Raw genomic sequence first — 21,209 nt, 5'->3', positions numbered from 1 at the left:
GAAGGGGGCGGTTGCGCTCTCTTCCCCTGAATGGTTGAGCCCGGCGGTTTTACGCCCCAGTGTGTTCAACACGTACAGGTACCAAGGCATTGCGCCGCAGGGAGAGACAGCGTGAACCAACAACCGAACCTCAACCTATCCCCACCCGTGTCAGACGAAGTTCGCCGAACCACGTGCTACATGTGCGCGTGTCGGTGCGGTATCAACGTGCACATGAAGGATGGAAAGGTCGCCTATATCGAGGGCAACAGGGACCATCCAGTGAACAAGGGAGTTCTTTGCGCCAAGGGCAGCGCAGGGATTATGCAGGTGAATGCCCCGTCACGACTGCGCGCACCACTCAAACGAGTTGGCCCCCGTGGGTCGGGAGAATTCGAAGAGATCAGCTGGGATGAAGCACTGGAGATCGCCGTCGGCTGGCTTAAACCCATCCGCGAAGACAACCCCGAGAAACTGGCTTTCTTTACCGGCCGCGACCAAAGCCAGAGCTTCACCAGCTTCTGGGCACAAAATTTCGGCACCTGCAATTACGCCGCACATGGCGGGTTCTGTTCGGTCAACATGGCGGCGGGTGGCATCTATACGATGGGCGGCGCGTTCTGGGAATTTGGCCAGCCCGATTGGGATCACACCAAGCTTTTCATGCTGTTCGGCGTGGCAGAAGATCATGACTCGAACCCGATCAAGATGGGCATCGGAAAAATCAAGGCACGCGGCGCCCGAGTGATCGGGATCAACCCCATCCGCAGCGGTTACAACGCCGTCGCTGACGATTGGGTCGGAATCACCCCCGGCACCGATGGACTGTTCATCTTGTCGCTGATCCACGTGCTGATGAAGGCTGGCAAAATTGATCTGGATTATCTCAGCCGCTATACCAACGCGCCAGTACTGATCAACGCCTCAGAAGGCCCGGAAAAAGGTCTGTTTCTGAAAGACGGTGATGGTAAGCCTTTGGTCATTGACCGCAAGACCGGCAAGCTGACCGCGTTTGACAAACCGGGCGTCCGCCCTGATCTATCTGCAACCTATGAGAAAGATGGCATTACCCATCGCCCCGTCTTCCACCAGATGGCCGAGCGGTATCTGGGCGATGAATACGCGCCCGAGGCCATTGCCGACAAATGCGGCATCCCGGCCAAGCGTATCCGGGCGATTGCCGCCGAAATTGCCCGCGTGGCCTTTGATGAGGCATTCGAGCTAGATCACGAATGGACCGATTTCCGCGGCGAAAAGCACAGCAAGATGATCGGTCGCCCGGTCGCGATGCACTCGATGCGCGGTGTGTCGGCCCATGCCAACGGCTTCCAGACCTGCCGGGCGCTTCACGTGCTGCAGATCATCCTGGGTACGGTCGAAGTGCCCGGTGGCTTCCGCTTCAAACCGCCCTATCCAAAACCGGTCGAGGCTCATCCAGCCCCACACTGCAAGGTAACGCCCAACACACCGCTGGATGGACCTCATCTGGGTTTTGTGCGCGGCCCCGAGCATCTGGCACTCAAGGAAGATGGCAGCCCAGCGAGGATCGACAAGGCGTTCACCTGGGAAAACCCGATGTCCAGCCACGGGTTGATGCATATGGTGATCTCGAACGCCCACGCCGGTGATCCCTACAAAATCGACACGCTGTTCATGTACATGGCCAACATGTCCTGGAACTCATCCATGAACACCAAAGGTGTCATGGAGATGCTGACGGACAAGGATGAGAACGGCGAGTATGTGATCCCGCATATCATCTATTCCGACGCCTATAGCTCGGAAATGGTGGCTTATGCCGACCTGATCCTGCCCGACACCACCTATCTGGAGCGTCACGATTGCATCTCGCTGCTGGATCGCCCGATCTGCGAGGCGGATGCGGCGGCAGACGCAATTCGCTGGCCTGTGATCGAACCTGACCGCGACGTGCGCGGGTTCCAGTCGGTGCTGGTTGATCTGGCCAATCGCATGGGCCTGCCCGGCTTTACCAATGAAGACGGCAGCGCCAAGTGGACAGATTACGCTGACTACATTGTCAACCACGAGCGCAAGCCTGGTATCGGACCCCTCGCCGGGTTCCGCGGCGAAAATGGCGACAAGGAAGGCCGTGGCGAGGTCAATCCTGACCAGTTGAACCGCTACATCGAAAACGGCGGCTTCTACGTGGCCCATATTCCCGAAGGCGCGGATTACTACAAACCCTGGAACACCGCCTATCAGGACTGGGCGGTGGGCATGGGGATCTATGACAGTCCGCAGCCTTATCTGTTCCAGCTTTACTCTGAGCCGATGCGGAAGTTCCAACTGGCCGCCGAAGGCCATGGCGAGCGGCAACCGCCTGAACATCTGCGCCAGCGCATCAAAGACACGATGGACCCACTGCCCATCTGGTATGAAACTGATCAAACCGGCAACGAAGGCTTCACCGTCAATGCCCTGACGCAACGCCCGATGGCAATGTATCACAGCTGGGGCACCCAGAATGCGTGGCTGCGCCAGCTGCATGGGCGCAACCCGCTCTATGTCCCGACAAAGCTGATGCGCGAACATGGGCTGGAAGACGGCGATTGGGCCAAGGTCACCTCTCCGCATGGTGAGATCACGGTGCCGGTCATGGAAATGGCTGCGTTAAACGAAAACACGGTCTGGACCTGGAACGCCATCGGTAAGCGCAAAGGCGCATGGGCGCTGCAAGACGACGCGCCCGAGGCGACCAAAGGCTTCCTGCTGAACCACCTGATCCACGAATTGCTGCCGCCAAAGGGCGACGGCCTTCGGTGGGCCAACTCTGACCCGATCACCGGTCAGGCCGCATGGTTCGATCTGAAGGTAAAGATTGAAAAAGCCGCCCCCCCAGACGACGCCGAGAGCCAACCCGAGTTCGCTCCGATCAAATCTCCTGTCGGCACCGGCCCAAAGGACTTGGCATGGAAGGTGGGCAAATGACGCGATCCATTCTTCATCTGGCCCGAAATACCTCGGGGTCTGGGGCAGAGCCCCAGCCCGCCCACAGCAACAAAACCGAGGCAAGGCAGTCATGACCCAACTTCCCCAATCCACTGACCGCAAGATGGGCCTGGTCATCGACCTGGACACCTGTGTCGGCTGCCATGCCTGTGTGATCTCGTGCAAAGGCTGGAACACCGAAAACTACGGTGCCCCGCTGTCGGATCAGGATGCATACGGTGCCAACCCATCGGGGACCTTCCTGAACCGGGTGCATTCCTATGAGGTACAGCCTGCCGAAGGCCACGCGCAACTGATCCACTTCCCCAAATCCTGCCTGCATTGCGAGGATGCGCCCTGCGTCACCGTCTGCCCGACCGGTGCCAGCTACAAGCGGGTTGAGGACGGCATTGTCCTGGTCAACGAAAGTGACTGTATCGGTTGCGGGTTGTGCGCGTGGTCCTGCCCCTATGGCGCACGCGAGTTGGATCAGGCCGAAGGCGTGATGAAAAAATGCACGCTTTGCGTCGATCGCATTTACAATGAGAACCTGCCCGAGGTGGATCGCGTTCCATCCTGCGTCCGCACTTGCCCCGCTGGTGCGCGCCATTTTGGCGATCTGGGCGATCCGGACAGCCATGTCAGCAAGCTGGTTGCCGAACGCGACGGTATGGACCTGATGCCGGAAATGGGCACCAAACCCGTGAACAAATACCTGCCGCCCCGACCCAAGGATCAAATTGAGGAGCAGATCGACATTCTGGCCCCTCTGTTGACCCCGGTCGCCGAAGAACCCAAGGGTTTTCTCGGCTGGCTCGACAAAACCCTGGAGAAGCTCTGATGCACCCAGCCCCTTCCGTTATCGTCTTTACCACCCTGTCCGGCCTCGGTTTTGGTCTGCTATTCTTCCTTGGTCTCGGGTTGCCCGACGTTTCAGGATGGGTCGCGTTTGTGTTCTTCGCGATAGCGTATGGTCTGTCTGTAGGTGGGCTAATGGCATCGACATTCCACCTTGGCCACCCCGAGCGCGCCCTCAAGGCATTCACCCAATGGAGATCAAGCTGGCTCAGCCGTGAAGGCTGGTGCGCCGTTCTTGCGCTGATCGCTATGGGACTCTACGCGATTGGCATCATCTTTCTCGGGCAGCGGTGGGAAATCCTGGGTGTTCTCGGATCACTGCTCTCACTTGCAACTGTGTTCACGACATCAATGATCTACACGCAGCTTAAAACGATCCCGCGCTGGAACATGAAACTGACGCCCGCCATGTTTCTCAGCTTCAGTCTAGCAGGCGGTGCCCTGCTGGCAGGTCAGACGCGCGTTGCGTTACCGTTGTTGCTGATCGCGGCGCTGGTGCAGATTTTGTACTGGCGGCAGGGAGATCGGGCTTTTGCGGCCTCGGGCACCGATCTTGGCACAGCTACGGGTTTGGGTGCACGCGGATCTGTGCGGGCATTCGAGCCGCCACACACAGGAACAAACTATCTGCTGCGCGAATTCGTCCACGTGGTTGGCCGCAAGCACGCCGAAAAGCTTCGGGTGATCTCGTTTGTGCTGGCATTCTTCCTGCCCGTTGTCCTGTTGCTGATCCCGTTCAGCCATTTCTTTGCCCTGATGGCCGTGCTGTCGCATCTGGCAGGTATTGCAACCTCGCGCTGGTTGTTCTTCGCACAGGCCGAACACGTGGTGGGGCTGTATTACGGGAAGCGGTGAAGGGGCCCTGCCCCCACCGCGGCAGGCCCTCCCCACAGAATACCTTCTGGCCAAGTAAAGCCTGGGTTCCAATGCAAAAGGGCGGCGCTTATAGATCGAGGCCGCCCTTCTTGGGATGCTTGAGCTAGATTCAGATCAGTCCCGCATGAGCCATAGCCGCATCGATGGCTGCTTTGGTGCTGTCTTCCAGCTCGGTCAGCGGCGAGCGCACTTCAGTGCTGCACAAGCCGAGTTTGCTGAGTGCATATTTTGCGCCAACCAGTCCGGGTTCGATAAAGATCGCCTCGTGCAGAGGCATCAGACGATCCTGATAGTCCAGGGCTTTTGCGTAATCGCCAGCCAGCGTTGCCTGCTGGAACTCAGCGCAGAGTTTCGGTGCGACGTTCGCCGTGACCGAAATACAGCCGACACCCCCATGCGCGTTGAAGCCCAGCGCGGTCGCATCTTCACCGGACATCTGGCAGAAATCTGCACCGCAGCTTGCTCGCTGTTGACTGACGCGCGCCAGATCTCCGGTCGCGTCCTTGACGCCTACGATTCGCGGCAGCTTCGCCAGTTCGCCCATCGTTGCTGGCGTCATGTCGATGATCGAGCGGCCGGGGATGTTATAGATGATGATCGGGATATCGGCGCAGTCATGCAGTGTTTGGAAATGCGTCAGCAAGCCTTTCTGGGTTGGCTTGTTGTAGTAGGGCGTCACGACCAGCGCTGCATCCGCACCAATTTCCTGCGCGAACTGCACGAATCGGATAGCCTCGACCGTGTTGTTGGAACCAGCCCCGGCAATCACCGGCACACGGCCCGCAGCAGCTTTCACCACTTCGGCAATGACCGTCTCATGCTCATTATGGCTGAGTGTCGGGCTTTCGCCAGTCGTGCCCACCGGAACCAGACCGGTTGAGCCTTGCTGAATTTGCCATTCCACCAGGTGTTTGAGCGTCTCCAGGTCCAACGCGCCGTTACTGAACGGGGTGACCAGGGCTGGCATCGAGCCTTTGAACATGGAACGCTCCTTAGGTGTTTTTTACGCACCGGTCCGTCACGATTGAGGGTTTGTGAGTTGATCCCGGCGGCGCAAGGTTTATCCTGCATGGCTGTATCCTTGGTTTGTTGGGGAATGCAAGGGATGAGACGAATTCTGTCGCTTGGAATCGCGATGATTCTGGCATTGGTGCTACAGCCGCAAGTCGCACGGGCGAATGCGGCGCAAGATTTGCGCGCAGGGCTTTATGAAATGCGCAAAGGGGACTGGAACGCGGCGCTGCGCGTGGCCGGTCAGCGCGGATCGGTGGCGCGGGACATCATCGTCTGGCACTGGCTGCGCGAAGGATTTGGCAGCTCGGGAGACGTGCTTGTTTTTCTGGAGCGGCGCCCGGATTGGCCTGGCCTGGCCTGGCTGCGCCGAAAGAGTGAACCATCGTTCACCGGGGCCGACCCAAGCCGGGTTCTGAAATTCTACAAGGGGATGCCTCCGCAAACTGCCGAAGGCGCGTTGAATTATGCCACGGCCCTGAAAAGCCAAGGCCGCAATGGAGAAGCCGAAGCAGACATCGTAACCGCGTGGCGGACAATGCCAATGGGGTCGGGCCTGCAAAAGGATTACCTGGAGAATTTTGGCAAACAACTGAAACCGCATCACGAGGCCCGGTTGGACCGGATGCTGTGGGACGGGCATCTGGTCAGCGCGGGACAGATGCTGCCCCTTGTCGATCCGGACCATCGCAAACTGGCCGAGGCTCGTATTGCGCTGCAAAAACGCGAGAACGGTGTGGACGGCAAGGTCGCCGCCGTACCCAAGCCGTTGGCTAAGGATCCTGGTCTTGCCTTTGACCGTTTCGTGTGGCGGGACCGTAAAGAACTGGACGACAGCGCCATTGATCTGATGCTGGCACGTTCAATTGGTCCAAATTCGCTGGGTGAACCTGACAAATGGGCGGAAGGCCGGCGCAGGCTGGCGCGGCTTGAGATGCGTGCCGGTGACGCAGAACGCGCCTATGCGATTGCTGCCAATCATCACATGACCCCTGAGATGGGATATGGGTATGCCGATCTGGAATGGCTTTCTGGTTTTCTGGCCCTGCGCAAACTGAATGATCCGGCCACAGCAGTGCGGCATTTCCAGAACTTCTCGGAGGCTGTGCAGTCACCGATCTCGAAAGGACGCGGAGGGTATTGGTTGGGCCGTGCCCATGCGGCGCAAGGTAATGCGGACAAGGCGCATGAGGCCTATGCGGAAGGGGCGAACCATCAGACCTCGTTCTATGGATTGCTGGCGGCAGAACAGATCGGGCGCCCTTTTGATGGTGAACTGGCCAAACCACGCCGCGCGCCACACTGGAAACAGGCTGCCTTTGCTGACTCCAGCGTGCTGGATGCCGGTTTGTTGTTGCTGCGGGCGGGTGAAGGCAATCTGTCGGAACGGTTCCTGACCCATCTGGTCGAAGGTCTCGATCAGACTCAGGCCGCGCAGTTGGGTGATCTGGTCCTTGAACTCAATGAACCGCATCTGGCGGTGATGATTGCCAAACGCGCGGCTACCACCGGCACCGTTCTGCCCGCTGCTTATTATCCAGTGCATCCGGTTGCCGATATGGGTCTGCCTATGGCGAAAGAGATGACATTGGCGATCGCCCGGCGGGAAAGCGAATTTGATCCGGTAGTTATCAGCGGTGCCGGTGCGCGCGGATTGATGCAAGTGATGCCGGCCACCGCCAAGCTGGTGGCACAGGATCTTGGCATCCTGGGCGGCCACAAAACCACACGATTGACATCAGACTGGCAGTATAATGCAAAGCTGGGAGCAAATTATCTTGCGACGCTGGCCGAAGACTTCAACGGAAACGTCGTGATGATGGCAGCGGGATACAACGCAGGGCCACGGCGTCCGATTTCGTGGATGGAACGTTATGGCGACCCGCGTCAGGGCCAAGTGGACGTGATCGACTGGATCGAGACTATCCCGTTCAAGGAAACGCGCAATTATGTGATGCGTGTCGCCGAAAGCCTGCCAGTCTATCGCGCTCGGTTAGGCCAGCCAGCGCTGCCGGTGCCATTTTCGCAGGAATTGACCGGCTCAACCCTTGCGTCTTTCGCGCCATAGGGTGAACAGGCCTGCGGCAATAACAATAGCTGCACCCAGAATGACCGCTGGGCGCAGTGTTTCGTGGAAGATTGTAATACCCAGAATTGCGCTCCACATCAGGTGGAAATAGGCGAAGGGCTGCACTGCGCTGGCCTCGGCCATCTCATAGCATTTGATCAGCAGCCAATGCCCCAACGCGCCTGTGATGCAAAGTAACCCCATCCAAAGCCAGTCGGCACTGGCCATAGGTTCCCAGAACCACACGCCAACACAAGTCATCGCGACCGCACCGGCCACACCGGTCCAGAAAAAGCTGGTCGCGGTGCTGTCACGTCGGGCCGCGTATCGGGTTAACAGGCCATAAACGGCGAACATAAATGCCGAGATCAGCGGGATCACGGCCCAAGGGTTAAACACGCCGGCACCGGGTTGAAGGATGATCAGTACGCCGATGCAGCCGACCCCGATGGCGGCCCAGCGGCGCCAGCCGACCTTCTCACCCAGAACCGGCCCGCTGAGGGCGGCGATCAGCAGGGGATAACAGATGAACACTGCCTGACTTTCAATCAGGCCAAGGATGGTGAAGCTGAAGACAGCAACACAGATTTCAGCAGCCAGCAAAAGACCGCGAAAGATCTGCAGCCCAAGCTGGTTGGTCTGCGCCGCTGCTCGCACCCCTCCAGTTGATCTCGCCGCCACAGCAATCACGAAGGCGGCAAAGAACCAGTACCGGATCATCACAACCATGTAGGTGTTGTAAGTGCCCGCCAGATGGCGTGATATTCCGTCCTGCAACGCGAACACGATCGTCGCCCCGACCATCAGTGCAATGCCAGCGTTGACGTTGTTCTTCTGGCTCATGTCTTCACCGCCCGTGTCATATGCCGTTTGTGGCCAAAGCCGGGGCCACGCGTCACGTCAAACCCTGCATCGGACATCCCGCGACGCACGAAACCGGCGGCGGTGTAAGTTGCCGCAGTGCCACCTTGGACTGTGTGATCGGCAACCTGCTGCATTAGATCCGCACCCCACAACTCGGGGTTTTTAGCGGGTGAGAAACCATCCAGAAACCAGGCATCTGCCGCGCCATCCCAGGCGGGCAAGGTCTGGCGGGCATCTCCGGTAATGACCTCAAGATGCAACGTGTCCAACACGCATTTCTGACCGGTCCAGGCATTCAAAAATCGAACCGCCCAAGCCGACAGTTCCGGGAAAGCCGCCAAAGCGCGTGCCATATCGTCGGGCGCCATCGGATAGGCCTCAAAACTAGTGAAGCGCAGCGGGGTTGCCTGCCCTGACGACTCCCAGGCCGACCAGACGGTCAACAGGTTCAGACCGGTGCCAAAGCCAAGCTCAGCAATATGAAATCCCGGTACAAAGCGCACAGGAAGATCATTCCCGGTAAGAAACACATGCCGTGTTTCTTCCAACCCGTTTTGCAACGAGTAATACGGATCATCAAACCGGTCCGAGACCGGGATCTGGTCCGCGGTCCACGTGAGTTCGGCGCGCTGGTCTGCCATCGGAGAATCCTGTAGCTAAGCGGCGCGACACTGAACAAGGATATGAGGTTTGGCAATGGTCGATGTAACGGTGCGCGGCGCAGGGATTTTCGGCCTGTCAATCGCTTGGACCTGCGCAAGACGCGGCGCTAAGGTTCAGATCGTCGACCCCTTTGGCCCCGGCGCAGGCTCCAGCGGTGGTCTCGTCGGTGCGCTGGCTCCGCATGTGCCAGAAAACTGGAACACCAAGAAAGCGTTTCAATTCGAAAGCCTGATCATGGCTAAACCATTCTGGGCGCAGGTCGAGGCGACAGGTGGGGTGTCACCCGGTTACGCGCGGCTCGGGCGGCTGCAACCCATTGCAGACGCCCGAGCTCTGGAACTGGCCAGAGCACGCGAACGGACCGCCGAAGAACTCTGGCAAAGACACGCTGACTGGAGCGTCAGAGCCGTGGAAGAGATCGGCGCGTGGTGCCCGCCCAGCCCCACAGGGTTTGTCATTCACGATACGCTGAGCGCTCGAATGACCCCGAGACGCGCCTGCGCCGCGCTGGTTGCTGCGCTTGCGGTGATGGGGGTTGAGGTTGTGACCGAAGCGCCTGACAAAGGACGCGTCGTTCACGCCACCGGGCTTGCTGGCCTGCAAGAGCTCAGCGCGGCGCTTGGCAAGACTGTCGGCAATGGCGTGAAGGGTCAAGCCGCGTTGCTGCGCTTTGATGCGGGTAATGTCCCGCAATTGTTCGCCGACTCCATCCACATTGTGCCGCACGCGGATGGAACGCTGGCGATCGGCTCGACCTCGGAACGCGAATATGAGGACCCGTCCAGCACGGATGCCACGCTGGACGATGTGCTGGAGCGGGCCATGCGCGCTGTGCCGGTGTTGCACGGGGCCGAGGTCATTGAACGCTGGGCCGGTGTCCGCCCCCGCAGCAAAAGCCGCGCACCGATGCTGGGCGCGCATCCTCTGCACAAAGGACAGTTCATCGCAAACGGCGGTTTCAAGATCGGATTTGGCATGGCGCCAAAAGTGGCCGAGGTCATGGCAGATCTGATGCTGGAGGGGCAGAATAGTATTCCTCAGGATTTCCTGCCCGAAGCCTCACTCTGATCGCGACATGGCCGGTGCCCGACGACCCGTCTAGGACCCTGCCTCGGCCCGCAGCTTCTGCATCAGACGGCGCAACGTGTTTTCGTAACGGTCACTGGACAGCCTGCCATCTGCATCGAATTCATTCGAACTATCGGCCAGGTGAATCTCGGGGCCTTGCAGGATGCGCGGCTGAAAGGGGACCATGAAAGAGCGCAGGATCATCTGCGCCCGCTCGCCGCCGGCGCGTCCTCCGGTGGCGGACATGACGGCAACCGGCTTGTCCATCCACGGATGGCCGGTGGTCCGGCTGACCCAATCCAAAGCGTTTTTCAGAACCCCCGACGGCCCTTTGTTGTATTCCGGGGTCGAGATGATAATCGCATCAGCCTGTGCGATTTGATCCGCCAGAAGCTGCACCGCATCGGGAATGCCCGCACCGGTCTCAAGATCACCGTCATAGAGGGGGAGGTTCAAATCGGCCTCGATGAACGTTTCGGGTTCGAACAGGCGGGCGGCCTCACGCAGCAGTTTGCGATTGGTCGCTTCTCGCCGGAGTGAGCCAGAAATACCAAGAAGGATCGGTTCGGACATGGGGAAACTCCGCTATGGTGCTTCCCCTTGAATAGCCCGGGAATGTTCCGAACCAAAGCCCCGGTGACGCGCAGTCAATGTGCGCGAAACGCGTGATCAGGCGTTACCACTGGGAACGACCACGATCTCGACCCGCCGGTTCTGAGCTTTTCCTTCCGGTGTCAGGTTTGACGCGATGGGGTTGTTCTCACCCTGCCCGACGGTGGTGATGCGCGCATAGCTGACGCCGTTGGCCTGTAGAATATCGGCCACCGCATTCGCACGGCGCTCTGACAGACCGAGGTTGTAAGACGCCTCGCCATCACTATCGGTGTGGCCGATGATCTGGACGTTCGAGTTTGGGTAGTTGACCAGGTTCTGCCCCACCTTCACCAGATCAGTACGCAAGGCCGGACGTACGGTAGAACTGTCGGTGTCAAAGGTAATGTCATTCGGAACCGTGACGATCAGACGATCACCCGCATTGACGATCGTGATACCGTCATTTGCCAGTTGTTGCCGCAACTCAGCCGCCTGTCGATCAAGCTGGTTACCGATCACACCACCGCCTGCAGCCCCAATGGCACCACCGGCCAGTGCGCCCAAAAGCGGATCTGAATCATTTGCAATCGCACCCACACCAGCGCCGATCAAACCACCCAGCAACGCACCTTGCTTGGCGTTCTGATTGGGATCATTCTGCACCGTTAGGGTCCCTGGATCGGTACACGCACCCAAAACCAGGGCCGAACACATTCCGACTGTCAGTACACATTTGGAAATCGTCATGGAATCACCTTCTGCTCACGTACCCGTTCACCGGGTTTGCTTCGTTCTGCTTAGTATAACATGGTGAGAACAAAGGGCCTCAAGCAACAATTGAGTGAAATAGGCAAATACCCGCCATTCAGGCCGTCCCAGCAGAGTTATCCCAAGAATTCTGCTCCTGCCAGATTGCGCGCAGCGGCTCCCCTTGCCCGCAAAAGTGATCCTCCGTCAGTTCGCAGGCCCATATCCTATCTGTACGGAAGTGGCGAAACCCGTTTCTTAACTCACACCATGCGGCCAGCATTGTGCATTCTATGTGATAGATCAGGGCGACGGGCCGCACCGTTCGCTCGGTGCGCTCACCCTTCGAATTCACGTAAGTGATACGTATCTTGCGTTCGGCGCGGATGGCTTTGCGATAGTTTACGACCGGCACACAGCCTTTCTCTGGGTCATCCATCGGAGCCCCCCATGGCGCAACCTGTAGCCAATCGGCTGGCGCACGCAGGGCCTCGATTTTCCGACATACCCGATCGGCCGCCTGCTGTAGCGTGCTGTCACCTGTGCGGGCGAGCATGGAAAGGCCAACCCACAGGGCCTCGACCTCTTCAGCATCGAAATTCAACGGCGGCAAATCATACCCGCGTCGCATCAGATACCCGACCCCCGCTTCGCCTTCGATCGGTGTACGCTGGGCCTGCAATGCAGCGATATCGCGATAGACGGTTCGCACCGAAACCTCGAGCTTGGCAGCCAGCATTTCCGCTGTAACGGGTGTCTCTGAGGCACGCAAAATCTGAATGATTTCGAACAATCGGGTCGAGCGACGCATTAGGATCTCCTTGCGGTCTGCTGTCAGCTTAGCACACCCCCCTGACAGGGTGGTGTCAGGAGTATTGGGCGATGATGGGGCAATTCCACGCAAGGAGACTGCTCATGCCTTATCTCGACAATCACGTCATGATGACCCTGAAACTGGATCGCTGGTCCCAAGATCACGCATTGCGCGGGTTCGAGATCGAACGCGAGCTTGCTGCCGCACGTGAAGGGCAAACCAGACGCCACGTCAAACGGACCAGGCGGTTTTCTTTGGGCAACTTGAAAATGCTCTGGATCAGTAACGCCTAAACTCAGAACTCGGCTGAGGCGCGGAATTTCATCGAAACGCCGCCCTCGGGGTTCTTCAGCCGCAGTTCCTCGGAATGCAGCATCAATCGTGGGAAATCCCGCGCAGCGCCGTCCGCATAAAACGGATCGCCTAGAATCGGATGCCCCAGCGCCAGCATATGAACGCGCAGCTGATGCGATCGCCCGGTCTTGGGAAACAGACGTACACGTGTGGTCTTGCCCTCATTCTTGACGACGCGCCAGTCGGTGACCGCAGGTTTGCCGGTTTCGTGGCAGACCATCTGGCGCGGACGATTGGGCCAGTCGACGATCAGCGGCAGATCGACCGTTCCTGTCTTCGGCTCAACCCTTCCCCAGACGCGGGCAACATAGGTTTTGCGGGTTTGTCGATTCTCGAACTGCAAACCCAGATGCCGCTGCGAATGTGGCGTTTGCGCGAAAACCATCACACCGGACGTATCCCGATCCAGCCGATGCACCAGCAGAGCCTGTGGAAACGCAGCTTGTACGCGGACCAAAAGGCAATCAGCCAGATGCGCGCCCCGCCCCGGTACCGACAGCAGACCAGCGGGCTTGTTCACCACAATCAATTGCGTGTCTTCGTACAGAACGTCCAGAGGCGTTTTGGGGGGATCATAGGTCTCGCTCATGCGGGCCTGCCTATCTCAGCGTGTGACCTCCCGCAACGTCGTCCTTGCCTGAACGAAAGGGTTCAGCAACTCTTTGGCCACGAGAAGGAATAAAGAATGCACCCAACAATCAAACGAATGCAGGAAGTTGTCGCAAAGGGCGATGAAAACCTGATCCTTGAATTGCTGGCCGAGGATGTGCGGTTTTCACCACCCACCTATTACAGCACCTGGACCGGGCGTGATCCGGTTGCCGCCGTTCTGGGGCATGTGGGTCAGGTATTCTCAGATTTTCGGTATCGCCGGATTATGGGCGACGGCAACGACTGGGCATTGGAGTTTCAATGCAAAGTCGGTGAGCTGGACGCGGTTGGCGTCGATCTGATCACTCTGAACCCAGACGGGCTGATCCAGGAGTTCGAGGTGGTCATGCGCCCCTACAAAACGGTCGGAGCATTGCGCGAGGCAATGATGGCAAGGGTCATGAAAGATGCCCGTTTTCTAAAATTCAAAGACGCGTTGAGATGACGATGCCTTCTCTGATCGGTACGGATCAGATTCTGAGAATTCCTCTCTTGCCCATACTCGTCCTGCAAGGGCTCGTGGTTCGACGCAACGCGCAACTCCTGCCAGAGCCAGCTGGACCCCGTGTCGGTCGCGACGGGCGCGGCCCGCGTCTGCGGTTGCTGATTGCCGGAGACAGCTCGGCCGCAGGTGTGGGCGCCGGGACACAAAACCAAGCTCTGGCGGGTCAGTTGGTCAGCCAGCTGGCAAAGCACTACACCGTTGAATGGCGGCTGGAGGCGACCACCGGGCATACCACTAAAGATACGATCCATCGGCTGCACGCGTTGCAAGAACAGTTTGATGTGGTGGTAACGGCACTCGGCGTAAACGACGTAACCCGCGCCGTGAACCGGTCTCGTTTCGAATACCAGCAGAAAGAGTTGCTGACCCTGCTGACCGGCCCGATAAGGGCGAAGAAAGTGATCGTGACAGGGGTTCCGCAAATGGAGCGATTCCCTGCACTGCCGCAACCATTGGCCTGGGTACTTGGGCAACAGGCCGCCCGTCTGGATCAGGGCCTGAAAAATGCTATCGCGGGATTCCCGCAGGCAAGGCATCTGTCGTTGGATTTTCCCGATGATCCGGCCCTAGCCGCCCCGGACGGATATCACCCGAGCCCAAAGGCCTATGAAATCTGGGCGAAAAAACTCGCCCAGCTTATTCATCAGGCCTGAGACCTCATCTTCCGGATCATGGGAATCGAATACACCACCAAGCCGGCCCAGATCAGCGGGAATGCAATCATTCTGGCCTGATCAATGCGCTCACCAAACAGGGTGATTGCAGTGACAAAGATCATCGTGGGCGCAATGTATTGCAGGATGCCCATGGTGGACAGACGCACCAGCTTGGCCCCATTGGCGTAAATCAGCAATGGCACAGCGGTTACTATACCGGCACCCGCAAGCATCAGCGTGTCCGATGCGACCCCTCCAAAATGCCCGGTTCCGTTCGCTCCGAGCCAGGTTACATAGGTCAAAGCCGGAATCAGCAGGATCAGAACTTCAAGCAAAAAACCCTGATTGGGCCCGATCGGAAGTGAGCGTTTGAAGAAAGCATAAAATCCCCAGCTAACCATCAGGCCCAATGCAGCCCAGGGCAGGCTTCCAGCCTGATACACCAGCACAAACACGCCCAGCGCGGCCAGTCCGACTGCAACCAGTTGTGTCCGCGTTAGGGGTTCGCGCAGCAATATCGCGCCCAGCGCAATACTAAACAGTGGATTGATGTAATACCCCAACGCCGCATCCAGCGCATGACCGGACGAGATCGCCCAGACGTAAATCGCCCAGTTCACCGAAATCAGCGCGGCGGTCAGCGCAGCCATACCCAGCATTTTGGGATTTTGCAGTGCGGACTTCAGATCACCGGTCCTACCAAGCACAATCAGCAGCAGTCCGGCCACCGGCACCGACCAGATGACCCGATGTGCAACGACCTCGACAGGGCCCATATGGGCAATTGCTTTCATGTAAAGCGGCAGAAAACCCCACAGGACATAGGCTGTGACGGCCAGCGCCAGCCCTTTGGGGGTATCCGTGGTATTGGGCGGTAATGGGGTGTCTGCCACGGCAGGTCTCCGACTGATACTGTATTTCTCTACGGCAAATCAGACAGGCTTGGGAACCGCTAAAACTGTGAAGCTGGTCATCAGAATTTTTGATAGGTCGCATCAGTTCCAGACAGACCAAAGAAATGAGCCGGGGCGCCGCAGCGCCCCGTCAATTTGATTATACTTTGACGCGCTCGGACTTCGGATCGTACATCGGCTTCAGCGATGCTTCGGCTTTCACCTTCACGCCGCAAACGTCGATCTCGTAGGTCGAAGCCAGCACATCTGCGGCTCTTTCACCTTCGCAGGGCACATAACCCAAACCGATAGCACCGCCCAGCGTGTGACCATAGCTGCCCGAGCTCAGATAACCCACATATTCCCCATCGCGCACAATCGGCTCATTATGGAACAGCAGCGGTTCGGGATCGGTCAGCTTGAACTGCACCAGACGGTTCTTAGGCCCGCTTGCTTTACGTGCAATCACCGCCTCGCGCCCAATGAAGTCGCAGCCCTTATCGACTTTGACCGCAAAGCCCAGCCCGGCATCGACCACGTGATCTTCGCAGGTGATATCGTGACCGAAATGGCGAAAGCCCTTTTCGATCCGACAACTGTCCATCATGTGCATACCGCAGAGCTTCAGGCCCATATCCTGACCAGCATCATGCAATGTCTCAAACACATGATCCGCCATGTCCGAGGACACATAGATCTCCCACCCAAGTTCACCCACGTAGGTCACGCGGTGGGCACGGGCGAGGCCCATTCCGATCTCGATCTCTTGTGCTGTGCCGAACGGGTTTGTCGTATTTGAAAAATTGTTGGGAGAAACCTTTTCCAGCAGCGCGCGGGAATTTGGGCCCATGACAGCCAGCACGCCTTCTCCGGCGGTCACGTCGGTGATCACGACGCGGAAGTCGCCCGTATTGCGCCGCATCCAGGTCTGATCAGCCAAACGCGTGGCGGCTGGCGTGACAACCAGATAAGCGGTCTCGGACAGGCGCGTGACAGTGACATCAGCCTCGATCCCACCAGCGCGGTTCAGGAACTGGGTATAGACGATCTTGCCATTGGGAACCGAGTAATCTCCACCGCCAACGTAGTTCATGAACGCCTCGGCATCCGGCCCTTCGACACGAATCTTGCCGAAGGACGACATGTCGTACATGCCCACGTTATCGCGTACAGCACGGTGTTCAGCGGCCGAGTTTTCAAACCAGTTCTGCCGCTTCCAGCTGTATTGGTATTCGCGCTCCTGCCCCTCAGCCGCGAACCAATTGGCACGTTCCCATCCGGCCAGCTCGCCCATGACTGCACCTTTTTCCAGCAGGTGATGATGGAACGGCGTCCGGCGGACGCCACGCGCGGTGGCCTTCTGACGATAGGGGTAGTGGTCGGCATACAGCAGGCCCAGCGTCTCTTTCGAGCGTTCGAACAGGTACTGTTTGTTGCCCTGGAACGGCTGCATCCGGCTGACATCAACATCGCCTAGATCGAATGGTTTCTCGCCCGTATCCATCCACTCTGCAAGCGCCATGCCAGCACCACCCGCCGACTGGATGCCGATCGAGTTGAACCCTGCCGCGACCCACACATTGTCCATCTCCGGCGCGAGGCCCAGATGATAGGCGTCATCCGGTGTAAAGGATTCAGGCCCATTGAAGAACGTGTGAATCCCGGCCTCTGCCAACATTGGCATCCGGTTGCAGGCTGCTTCGAGGATCGGTTCGAAATGATCGAAATCTTCAGGCAGCTGATCAAATTCAAAACTGTCCGGAATGCCGTTCATTGCCCAGGGTTTGGCATTAGGTTCGAACGCACCCAACAAGATCTTACCCGCGTCTTCCTTGTAATAGGCACATTCATCCGGGACACGCAGGACCGGTAATTGTGTCAGACCATCGATCCCTTCGGTCACAATGTAAAAATGCTCGCAGGCATGAAGCGGCACGTTCACGCCCGCCATTCTGCCAACCTCATGCCCCCACATCCCGGCGCAATTCACCACCATATCGCATTCGATATGGCCCGAGTTGCTGCCATCATCGGAAATCCAGTCCACACCGGTAACCTTGCGGCCCTGTTTGACGATATCGGTGACCTTGACCCGCTCTTTGACGATGCCTCCGCGTTGGCGCGCACCTTTGGCCAAAGCCAGCGCGATGTTTGCAGGATCACCCTGCCCGTCAAGCGGCAGGTACACCGCACCCTTAACCCCATCGAGGTTCAAATGGGGGTACAGCGCCTGAACCCGGTCATTGTCGATTTCTTCAACCTCAACACCAAAGGCACGCGCCATAGCTGCCTGGCGATAAATCTCTTCCTTGCGCTCTTCGGTCAGTGCCACAGTGATCGACCCGCAGCGCTTGAACCCCGTTGCAACGCCGGTCTCTTCCTCAAGCGCGCCATAAAGCTCTTGGCTGTACTTGGCCAGTTTGGTCATGTTCGCGGTCGCTCGTAGCTGCGCGATCAGCCCCGCTGCGTGCCATGTGGTACCGCTGGTCAGTTGTTTGCGTTCCAACAGGACAACATCGGCCCAACCTTTCTTGGTCAGATGATACGCGACCGAGCATCCGATGACGCCGCCGCCGATAATGACCACACGGGCCTTGGTGGGAAGATCAACCATCCTGATGTCTCCGCTGTCTCAGGTTTGTTGCAAAATGCCATGAAAGATCGACAAAAAAAGCGTCAAAAGCGTCAACTCAATGATGAAAATCATCTATTTTGAACACCGCGTTTTTTTCGCCGCAGAACAAATGGAGTGATACCAAAAAAGCTTTTGTAGACGGACGAGAATCCATTCGGAAATCCGCAAACTAAGCCGATTTCACGCACACTCATCGTCGTGTTCAGCAGCAGGTTGTTGGCTTTGGCCAGTCGCATTTCCCGGTAAAACCCATTCGGCGTGGTTCCGAAAATTGCCTTGAATTTCCGTTCGAGCGAACGGTTCGAAACGTGCAGCAATTCGACGATTTTATTGATCGGCAAAGGGTCCTCGATGTTTGCCTGCATCAACTTGATACACTGATCCAGTTTCTCATCCCCTGTCGCTGTGGTTCGGGCACCGGAAAAGGGCTGCATGGATGAGAAATCCCGTATGTTCTCATGCAACATGATGTCGGCAACCGTCATCTTGGCCGCGCCTGAGATGTGCCTCCCGATCACAGCCAGCGCGACATCTGTCGTTGCCCCCATTCCCGCACAGGTCACGACCGAACCCTGTTCGGTTGCTATCGAAAGCCTAGCCTCAAACCGAGCACCGCGTTCGCGTAAGAATGATGCGTTTTCCCAATGGGTTGCCAAATGGTTGGCGCCGTTTTCATCAATGTATCTACTGGCCGCTTCCGCCAGCAAAAAGACCTGTGCACCCCGAAACGTATAATCCGAAACGACACGCCCCAGAGAAAGCTCTGGCTGATCCGGGTCAGAGTTTCCGATCACAAACAGATAATCCGCATTTGGTTGCGCCGGTATGGCTTCGGTTGAAACTGTCGCGCCGCTGCTGCTTTCTACCGGCCCCCCTTTGCGAGACCGATATGTGAATGTGAACGGAGGGTGCGCGCACACACGGTTCGCCAGGCGCAACACCTCAACCAGCGAGGCCAGTTCAAGCAATACGAAACCCGGAGCAACCAGAACATCAAATTGGTGCTGGCTGCGATCCTGTTGCTGTTCAGATTTGATCCGGGCAGGCATCTGGGGCCCTCTCAGACGATTTTGTACCCGGCCGCATATAAACTGTCAGCGAGGGTTTTGATGTGATCCGGTCCGACTTCGCAGCAACCACCAACGATTGTGGCCCCTTGCGCCACCCAACCCATCGCGTACCGCGCATAAGCATCAGGGTTCAGATCATGGCGGCTTTCTAAGGCATCAACTGTTGGGGCGTCCTTCAGAAAGCCGTCTTTGATGCCTGTAAATCCGTTGGCATAGGCCCCGAACGGGCGTTCCAACGTCGCGATGATATCCAAGGCCGCCGGGATCGCTTCGGGGCGTGAGCAATTGATCAGCACCGCATCGGGCGCATAATGCGCAACAAGCGGAGCAATGTTTTCCAGCGCTTCGCCCGAACGCAGGCGGGTGCCGTCATCGTCCATGACCGACAGGGCGAGCCAGACGGGTTTACCACAGTTCTGGGTCCCGCGCAGTGCGCCTTCGGCTTCCTGTACCGAAGACACCGTTTCGATCAGGAACAGATCTACCCGGCCCACCATCATCTGAACCAGCTCGGCGAATTTCTCTGCCGCTTCAACCGGGTCAGGGTTCAGGTCGGGCCGATAGGACGCCAGCAGCGGCCCGAGGGAACCGGCAATACGCCTATGCGTGCCCCTACAGGCCCGCTCGGCTTGAGTGAGGGCAGCATCGACCAAAACAGGCATCTGATCTTCGATCCCCTCGCGGACCAGTCGCGAGCGGTGAATGGCATAGGTGTTGGTGGTGGCGACAGTCGCACCGCTGCAAAAATAGGCCGCGTGTACCTCAGCCACCAGTTCGGGTTTGTCGATCATCACGCGTGTTGACCAAAGCGGTGTCGGCGTGTCACCACTCAGTTTCACCAGTTCCTGCCCGATCGAACCATCCAAAAGCGTAATATCAGCCATACATTTTCCCTTTCACGGCACCAGAACCAACTTTCCGGGCAAAGTCTTGGAAAGAAAATCCTCTTGCGCCTGAACAATGTCGCGCAATGGGTAAGTTTTTGAGACCAGAGGTTTGATCCGCCCTGCATTCATCATTGCGACAAGACGGCCAAAAACGTCCGGAGACTGGTATGTGCATCCATGGATAGTGATGTCTCGCAGATAAATGTCCCGCAAATCCGCGCTGATGATGGGCCCCGCGATAGCGCCGGATACGGCATAGTCGCCTCCGGGTTTTATTGCGAGTATCAGGCCTGACCAGGCCGGACCCCCGACCACATCAATAACGACATCGAACGTATCTTCCGGCAATGCCGCGTCGCGGTCAAACGTCCCGATCGCGCCTTGTGCCTTGACGACATCCGCCTTGGCGGCGCTGGTCACGCCCCAGACCTCGGCGCTTCGCAGCGTGGCAAGCTGGACTGCCGCAAGGCCGACGCCGCCCGAAGCCCCGGTGATAAGCACTTTATGTCCCGCCGATACACCGGCACGGGTCAGCAGGTTTTCAGCCGTCCCAAACGCGCAGGGAATGGCGGCAATTTCGACGTCGGACAGAGGCGAGTCAGTCACGTCATACAGATCATTACTTTCGATCAGACAAAACTGGGCAAAGGCCCCGTCAGTTTCTGAACCCAGTGCAACAAAACCCTGTGGGTTGCCGGGACCCGGGCGCGGCAGGTTGATCGGGCAAGTCACCCGTTGACCAGGCTTGAACGACACGCCCCGGCCAACCGTTTCAACAATTCCACAAAGATCGCCGCCCTGTATGCGGGGAAAGTGCAGCGCACCTCCCCATCCACCAGCTTCGACCTGCTGATCCACCGCATCAGTCGCCTCGGTAACATCCGACGAATACCAGCCGATCCGTGTATTGATGTCGGTATTGTTTACCCCAGCAGCGGCGACGCGTACCAGAACCTGCCCCGCACCGGGGGTTGGAACGGGGATGTCTTCACGCCATTCCAACGCCTCGGGCCCTCCATGGCAGGTCAGATATACGCCTTGCATCTGCCGGGTCATCTACGTGCCTT

At 58.1% G+C, this 21,209-nt stretch carries 20 protein-coding genes; 8 read left to right on the top strand and 12 right to left on the bottom strand.

Annotation, left to right across the window (positions count from 1 at the left end):
* Positions 1-111 precede the first annotated feature (111 nt).
* The 3 genes from BLU89_RS15335 (at position 112) to BLU89_RS15325 (ending at position 4,641) form a co-directional block, all read left to right on the top strand.
* Complete coding sequence (locus BLU89_RS15335; RefSeq protein WP_074737724.1) at positions 112-2,928, top strand: molybdopterin oxidoreductase family protein; 2,817 nt, start codon at positions 112-114, stop codon at positions 2,926-2,928.
* A 91-nt stretch (positions 2,929-3,019) separates the two neighbouring features.
* The gene (locus BLU89_RS15330; protein ID WP_074737723.1) at positions 3,020-3,769 is read left to right on the top strand and encodes a 4Fe-4S dicluster domain-containing protein; all 750 of its coding nucleotides are present in this window, start codon (positions 3,020-3,022) and stop codon (positions 3,767-3,769) included.
* Positions 3,769-4,641, top strand: a complete 873-nt coding sequence (locus BLU89_RS15325; RefSeq protein ID WP_074737722.1) for a dimethyl sulfoxide reductase anchor subunit family protein — start codon at positions 3,769-3,771, stop codon at positions 4,639-4,641. Before BLU89_RS15330 ends, BLU89_RS15325 begins: the two co-directional genes overlap by 1 nt.
* Positions 4,642-4,771: 130 nt before the next feature.
* Here BLU89_RS15325 and dapA read toward each other — a convergent pair whose 3' ends face one another.
* Positions 4,772-5,644: a 4-hydroxy-tetrahydrodipicolinate synthase gene (dapA, locus tag BLU89_RS15320; RefSeq protein WP_074737721.1), complete on the bottom strand. Its 873-nt coding sequence runs from the start codon at positions 5,642-5,644 to the stop codon at positions 4,772-4,774.
* A gap of 123 nt (positions 5,645-5,767) precedes the next feature.
* Here dapA and BLU89_RS15315 point away from each other — a divergent pair, with 123 nt between their 5' ends.
* Complete coding sequence (locus BLU89_RS15315) at positions 5,768-7,741, top strand: lytic transglycosylase domain-containing protein (protein ID WP_074737720.1); 1,974 nt, start codon at positions 5,768-5,770, stop codon at positions 7,739-7,741.
* On the opposite strand, the gene BLU89_RS15310 is transcribed toward BLU89_RS15315, so the two are convergent.
* Together BLU89_RS15310 and mnmC2 are read right to left on the bottom strand one after the other, a co-directional pair.
* Complete coding sequence (locus tag BLU89_RS15310) at positions 7,715-8,584, bottom strand: DMT family transporter (protein WP_074737719.1); 870 nt, start codon at positions 8,582-8,584, stop codon at positions 7,715-7,717. The genes BLU89_RS15315 and BLU89_RS15310 overlap by 27 nt on opposite strands.
* On the bottom strand, positions 8,581-9,246 hold the full coding sequence (gene mnmC2, locus BLU89_RS15305) for a tRNA (5-methylaminomethyl-2-thiouridine)(34)-methyltransferase MnmC2 (protein ID WP_074737718.1): 666 nt from the start codon (positions 9,244-9,246) through the stop codon (positions 8,581-8,583). The genes BLU89_RS15310 and mnmC2 overlap by 4 nt, the downstream gene beginning before the upstream one ends.
* 55 nt (positions 9,247-9,301) lie before the next feature.
* Between mnmC2 and BLU89_RS15300 the strand changes: the two genes are divergently transcribed.
* Positions 9,302-10,336, top strand: coding sequence for an NAD(P)/FAD-dependent oxidoreductase (locus BLU89_RS15300; RefSeq protein WP_083347772.1), 1,035 nt, complete (start codon positions 9,302-9,304; stop codon positions 10,334-10,336).
* Positions 10,337-10,366: 30 nt separating this feature from the next.
* Here BLU89_RS15300 and BLU89_RS15295 read toward each other — a convergent pair whose 3' ends face one another.
* The 3 genes from BLU89_RS15295 to BLU89_RS15285 form a co-directional block, all read right to left on the bottom strand.
* Positions 10,367-10,909 carry an NADPH-dependent FMN reductase gene (locus BLU89_RS15295; protein ID WP_074737716.1) on the bottom strand — a complete coding sequence of 181 codons (543 nt, stop codon included), beginning with the start codon at positions 10,907-10,909 and terminating at the stop codon, positions 10,367-10,369.
* Positions 10,910-11,005: 96 nt separating this feature from the next.
* Complete coding sequence (locus tag BLU89_RS15290) at positions 11,006-11,677, bottom strand: YiaD family glycine zipper/OmpA-like lipoprotein (protein ID WP_074737715.1); 672 nt, start codon at positions 11,675-11,677, stop codon at positions 11,006-11,008.
* A gap of 118 nt (positions 11,678-11,795) precedes the next feature.
* Complete coding sequence (locus BLU89_RS15285) at positions 11,796-12,488, bottom strand: helix-turn-helix transcriptional regulator (RefSeq protein WP_074737714.1); 693 nt, start codon at positions 12,486-12,488, stop codon at positions 11,796-11,798.
* Positions 12,489-12,592: 104 nt separating this feature from the next.
* Here BLU89_RS15285 and BLU89_RS15280 point away from each other — a divergent pair, with 104 nt between their 5' ends.
* Complete coding sequence (locus tag BLU89_RS15280; protein WP_074737713.1) at positions 12,593-12,784, top strand: hypothetical protein; 192 nt, start codon at positions 12,593-12,595, stop codon at positions 12,782-12,784.
* Positions 12,785-12,786: 2 nt separating this feature from the next.
* Here the strand turns inward: BLU89_RS15280 and BLU89_RS15275 are convergent, their stop codons facing one another.
* Positions 12,787-13,434 carry an RluA family pseudouridine synthase gene (locus tag BLU89_RS15275; RefSeq protein ID WP_074737712.1) on the bottom strand — a complete coding sequence of 216 codons (648 nt, stop codon included), beginning with the start codon at positions 13,432-13,434 and terminating at the stop codon, positions 12,787-12,789.
* Positions 13,435-13,530: 96 nt separating this feature from the next.
* On the opposite strand from BLU89_RS15275, the gene BLU89_RS15270 reads away from it, so the two are divergent.
* Together BLU89_RS15270 and BLU89_RS15265 are read left to right on the top strand one after the other, a co-directional pair.
* The gene (locus BLU89_RS15270) at positions 13,531-13,941 is read left to right on the top strand and encodes a nuclear transport factor 2 family protein (RefSeq protein WP_074737711.1); all 411 of its coding nucleotides are present in this window, start codon (positions 13,531-13,533) and stop codon (positions 13,939-13,941) included.
* A complete protein-coding gene (locus tag BLU89_RS15265; protein ID WP_245709767.1) occupies positions 13,938-14,654 on the top strand; it encodes an SGNH/GDSL hydrolase family protein in 717 nt (238 codons plus the stop codon). Before BLU89_RS15270 ends, BLU89_RS15265 begins: the two co-directional genes overlap by 4 nt.
* On the opposite strand, the gene rarD is transcribed toward BLU89_RS15265, so the two are convergent.
* From rarD to BLU89_RS15240, 5 genes are all read right to left on the bottom strand, one after another.
* Positions 14,645-15,550, bottom strand: a complete 906-nt coding sequence (gene rarD, locus BLU89_RS15260; protein ID WP_074737709.1) for an EamA family transporter RarD — start codon at positions 15,548-15,550, stop codon at positions 14,645-14,647. The genes BLU89_RS15265 and rarD overlap by 10 nt on opposite strands.
* 160 nt (positions 15,551-15,710) lie before the next feature.
* A complete protein-coding gene (locus BLU89_RS15255) occupies positions 15,711-18,164 on the bottom strand; it encodes a GcvT family protein (protein ID WP_074737708.1) in 2,454 nt (817 codons plus the stop codon).
* Between the two features lie 89 nt (positions 18,165-18,253).
* A complete protein-coding gene (locus BLU89_RS15250; RefSeq protein WP_143030590.1) occupies positions 18,254-19,234 on the bottom strand; it encodes a GlxA family transcriptional regulator in 981 nt (326 codons plus the stop codon).
* A gap of 11 nt (positions 19,235-19,245) precedes the next feature.
* A complete protein-coding gene (locus BLU89_RS15245; RefSeq protein ID WP_074737707.1) occupies positions 19,246-20,139 on the bottom strand; it encodes a homocysteine S-methyltransferase family protein in 894 nt (297 codons plus the stop codon).
* A 12-nt stretch (positions 20,140-20,151) separates the two neighbouring features.
* Positions 20,152-21,198, bottom strand: a complete 1,047-nt coding sequence (locus BLU89_RS15240) for an alcohol dehydrogenase catalytic domain-containing protein (RefSeq protein WP_074737706.1) — start codon at positions 21,196-21,198, stop codon at positions 20,152-20,154.
* Positions 21,199-21,209 lie beyond the last annotated feature (11 nt).

It is taken from the genome of Ruegeria halocynthiae, from assembly GCF_900106805.1.
GTDB classification, from domain to species: Bacteria; Pseudomonadota; Alphaproteobacteria; order Rhodobacterales; family Rhodobacteraceae; genus Ruegeria; species Ruegeria halocynthiae.
Note: the sequence above shows the minus strand (reverse complement) of the source record. Positions and strands in the feature narration are given on the sequence as shown.

Bases quoted from the DNA above. Each gene is read 5' to 3' on its own strand.
- BLU89_RS15330 (WP_074737723.1), top strand. From the start codon at position 3,020: ATGACCCAACTTCCCCAATCCACTGACCGCAAGATGGGCCTGGTCATC.
- BLU89_RS15325 (WP_074737722.1), top strand. From the start codon at position 3,769: ATGCACCCAGCCCCTTCCGTTATCGTCTTTACCACCCTGTCCGGCCTC.
- dapA (WP_074737721.1), bottom strand. From the start codon at position 5,644: ATGTTCAAAGGCTCGATGCCAGCCCTGGTCACCCCGTTCAGTAACGGC.
- BLU89_RS15315 (WP_074737720.1), top strand. From the start codon at position 5,768: ATGAGACGAATTCTGTCGCTTGGAATCGCGATGATTCTGGCATTGGTG.
- BLU89_RS15310 (WP_074737719.1), bottom strand. From the start codon at position 8,584: ATGAGCCAGAAGAACAACGTCAACGCTGGCATTGCACTGATGGTCGGG.
- mnmC2 (WP_074737718.1), bottom strand. From the start codon at position 9,246: ATGGCAGACCAGCGCGCCGAACTCACGTGGACCGCGGACCAGATCCCG.
- BLU89_RS15300 (WP_083347772.1), top strand. From the start codon at position 9,302: ATGGTCGATGTAACGGTGCGCGGCGCAGGGATTTTCGGCCTGTCAATC.
- BLU89_RS15295 (WP_074737716.1), bottom strand. From the start codon at position 10,909: ATGTCCGAACCGATCCTTCTTGGTATTTCTGGCTCACTCCGGCGAGAA.
- BLU89_RS15290 (WP_074737715.1), bottom strand. From the start codon at position 11,677: ATGACGATTTCCAAATGTGTACTGACAGTCGGAATGTGTTCGGCCCTG.
- BLU89_RS15285 (WP_074737714.1), bottom strand. From the start codon at position 12,488: ATGCGTCGCTCGACCCGATTGTTCGAAATCATTCAGATTTTGCGTGCC.
- BLU89_RS15280 (WP_074737713.1), top strand. From the start codon at position 12,593: ATGCCTTATCTCGACAATCACGTCATGATGACCCTGAAACTGGATCGC.
- BLU89_RS15275 (WP_074737712.1), bottom strand. From the start codon at position 13,434: ATGAGCGAGACCTATGATCCCCCCAAAACGCCTCTGGACGTTCTGTAC.
- BLU89_RS15270 (WP_074737711.1), top strand. From the start codon at position 13,531: ATGCACCCAACAATCAAACGAATGCAGGAAGTTGTCGCAAAGGGCGAT.
- BLU89_RS15265 (WP_245709767.1), top strand. From the start codon at position 13,938: ATGACGATGCCTTCTCTGATCGGTACGGATCAGATTCTGAGAATTCCT.
- BLU89_RS15255 (WP_074737708.1), bottom strand. From the start codon at position 18,164: ATGGTTGATCTTCCCACCAAGGCCCGTGTGGTCATTATCGGCGGCGGC.
- BLU89_RS15250 (WP_143030590.1), bottom strand. From the start codon at position 19,234: ATGCCTGCCCGGATCAAATCTGAACAGCAACAGGATCGCAGCCAGCAC.
- BLU89_RS15245 (WP_074737707.1), bottom strand. From the start codon at position 20,139: ATGGCTGATATTACGCTTTTGGATGGTTCGATCGGGCAGGAACTGGTG.
- BLU89_RS15240 (WP_074737706.1), bottom strand. From the start codon at position 21,198: ATGACCCGGCAGATGCAAGGCGTATATCTGACCTGCCATGGAGGGCCC.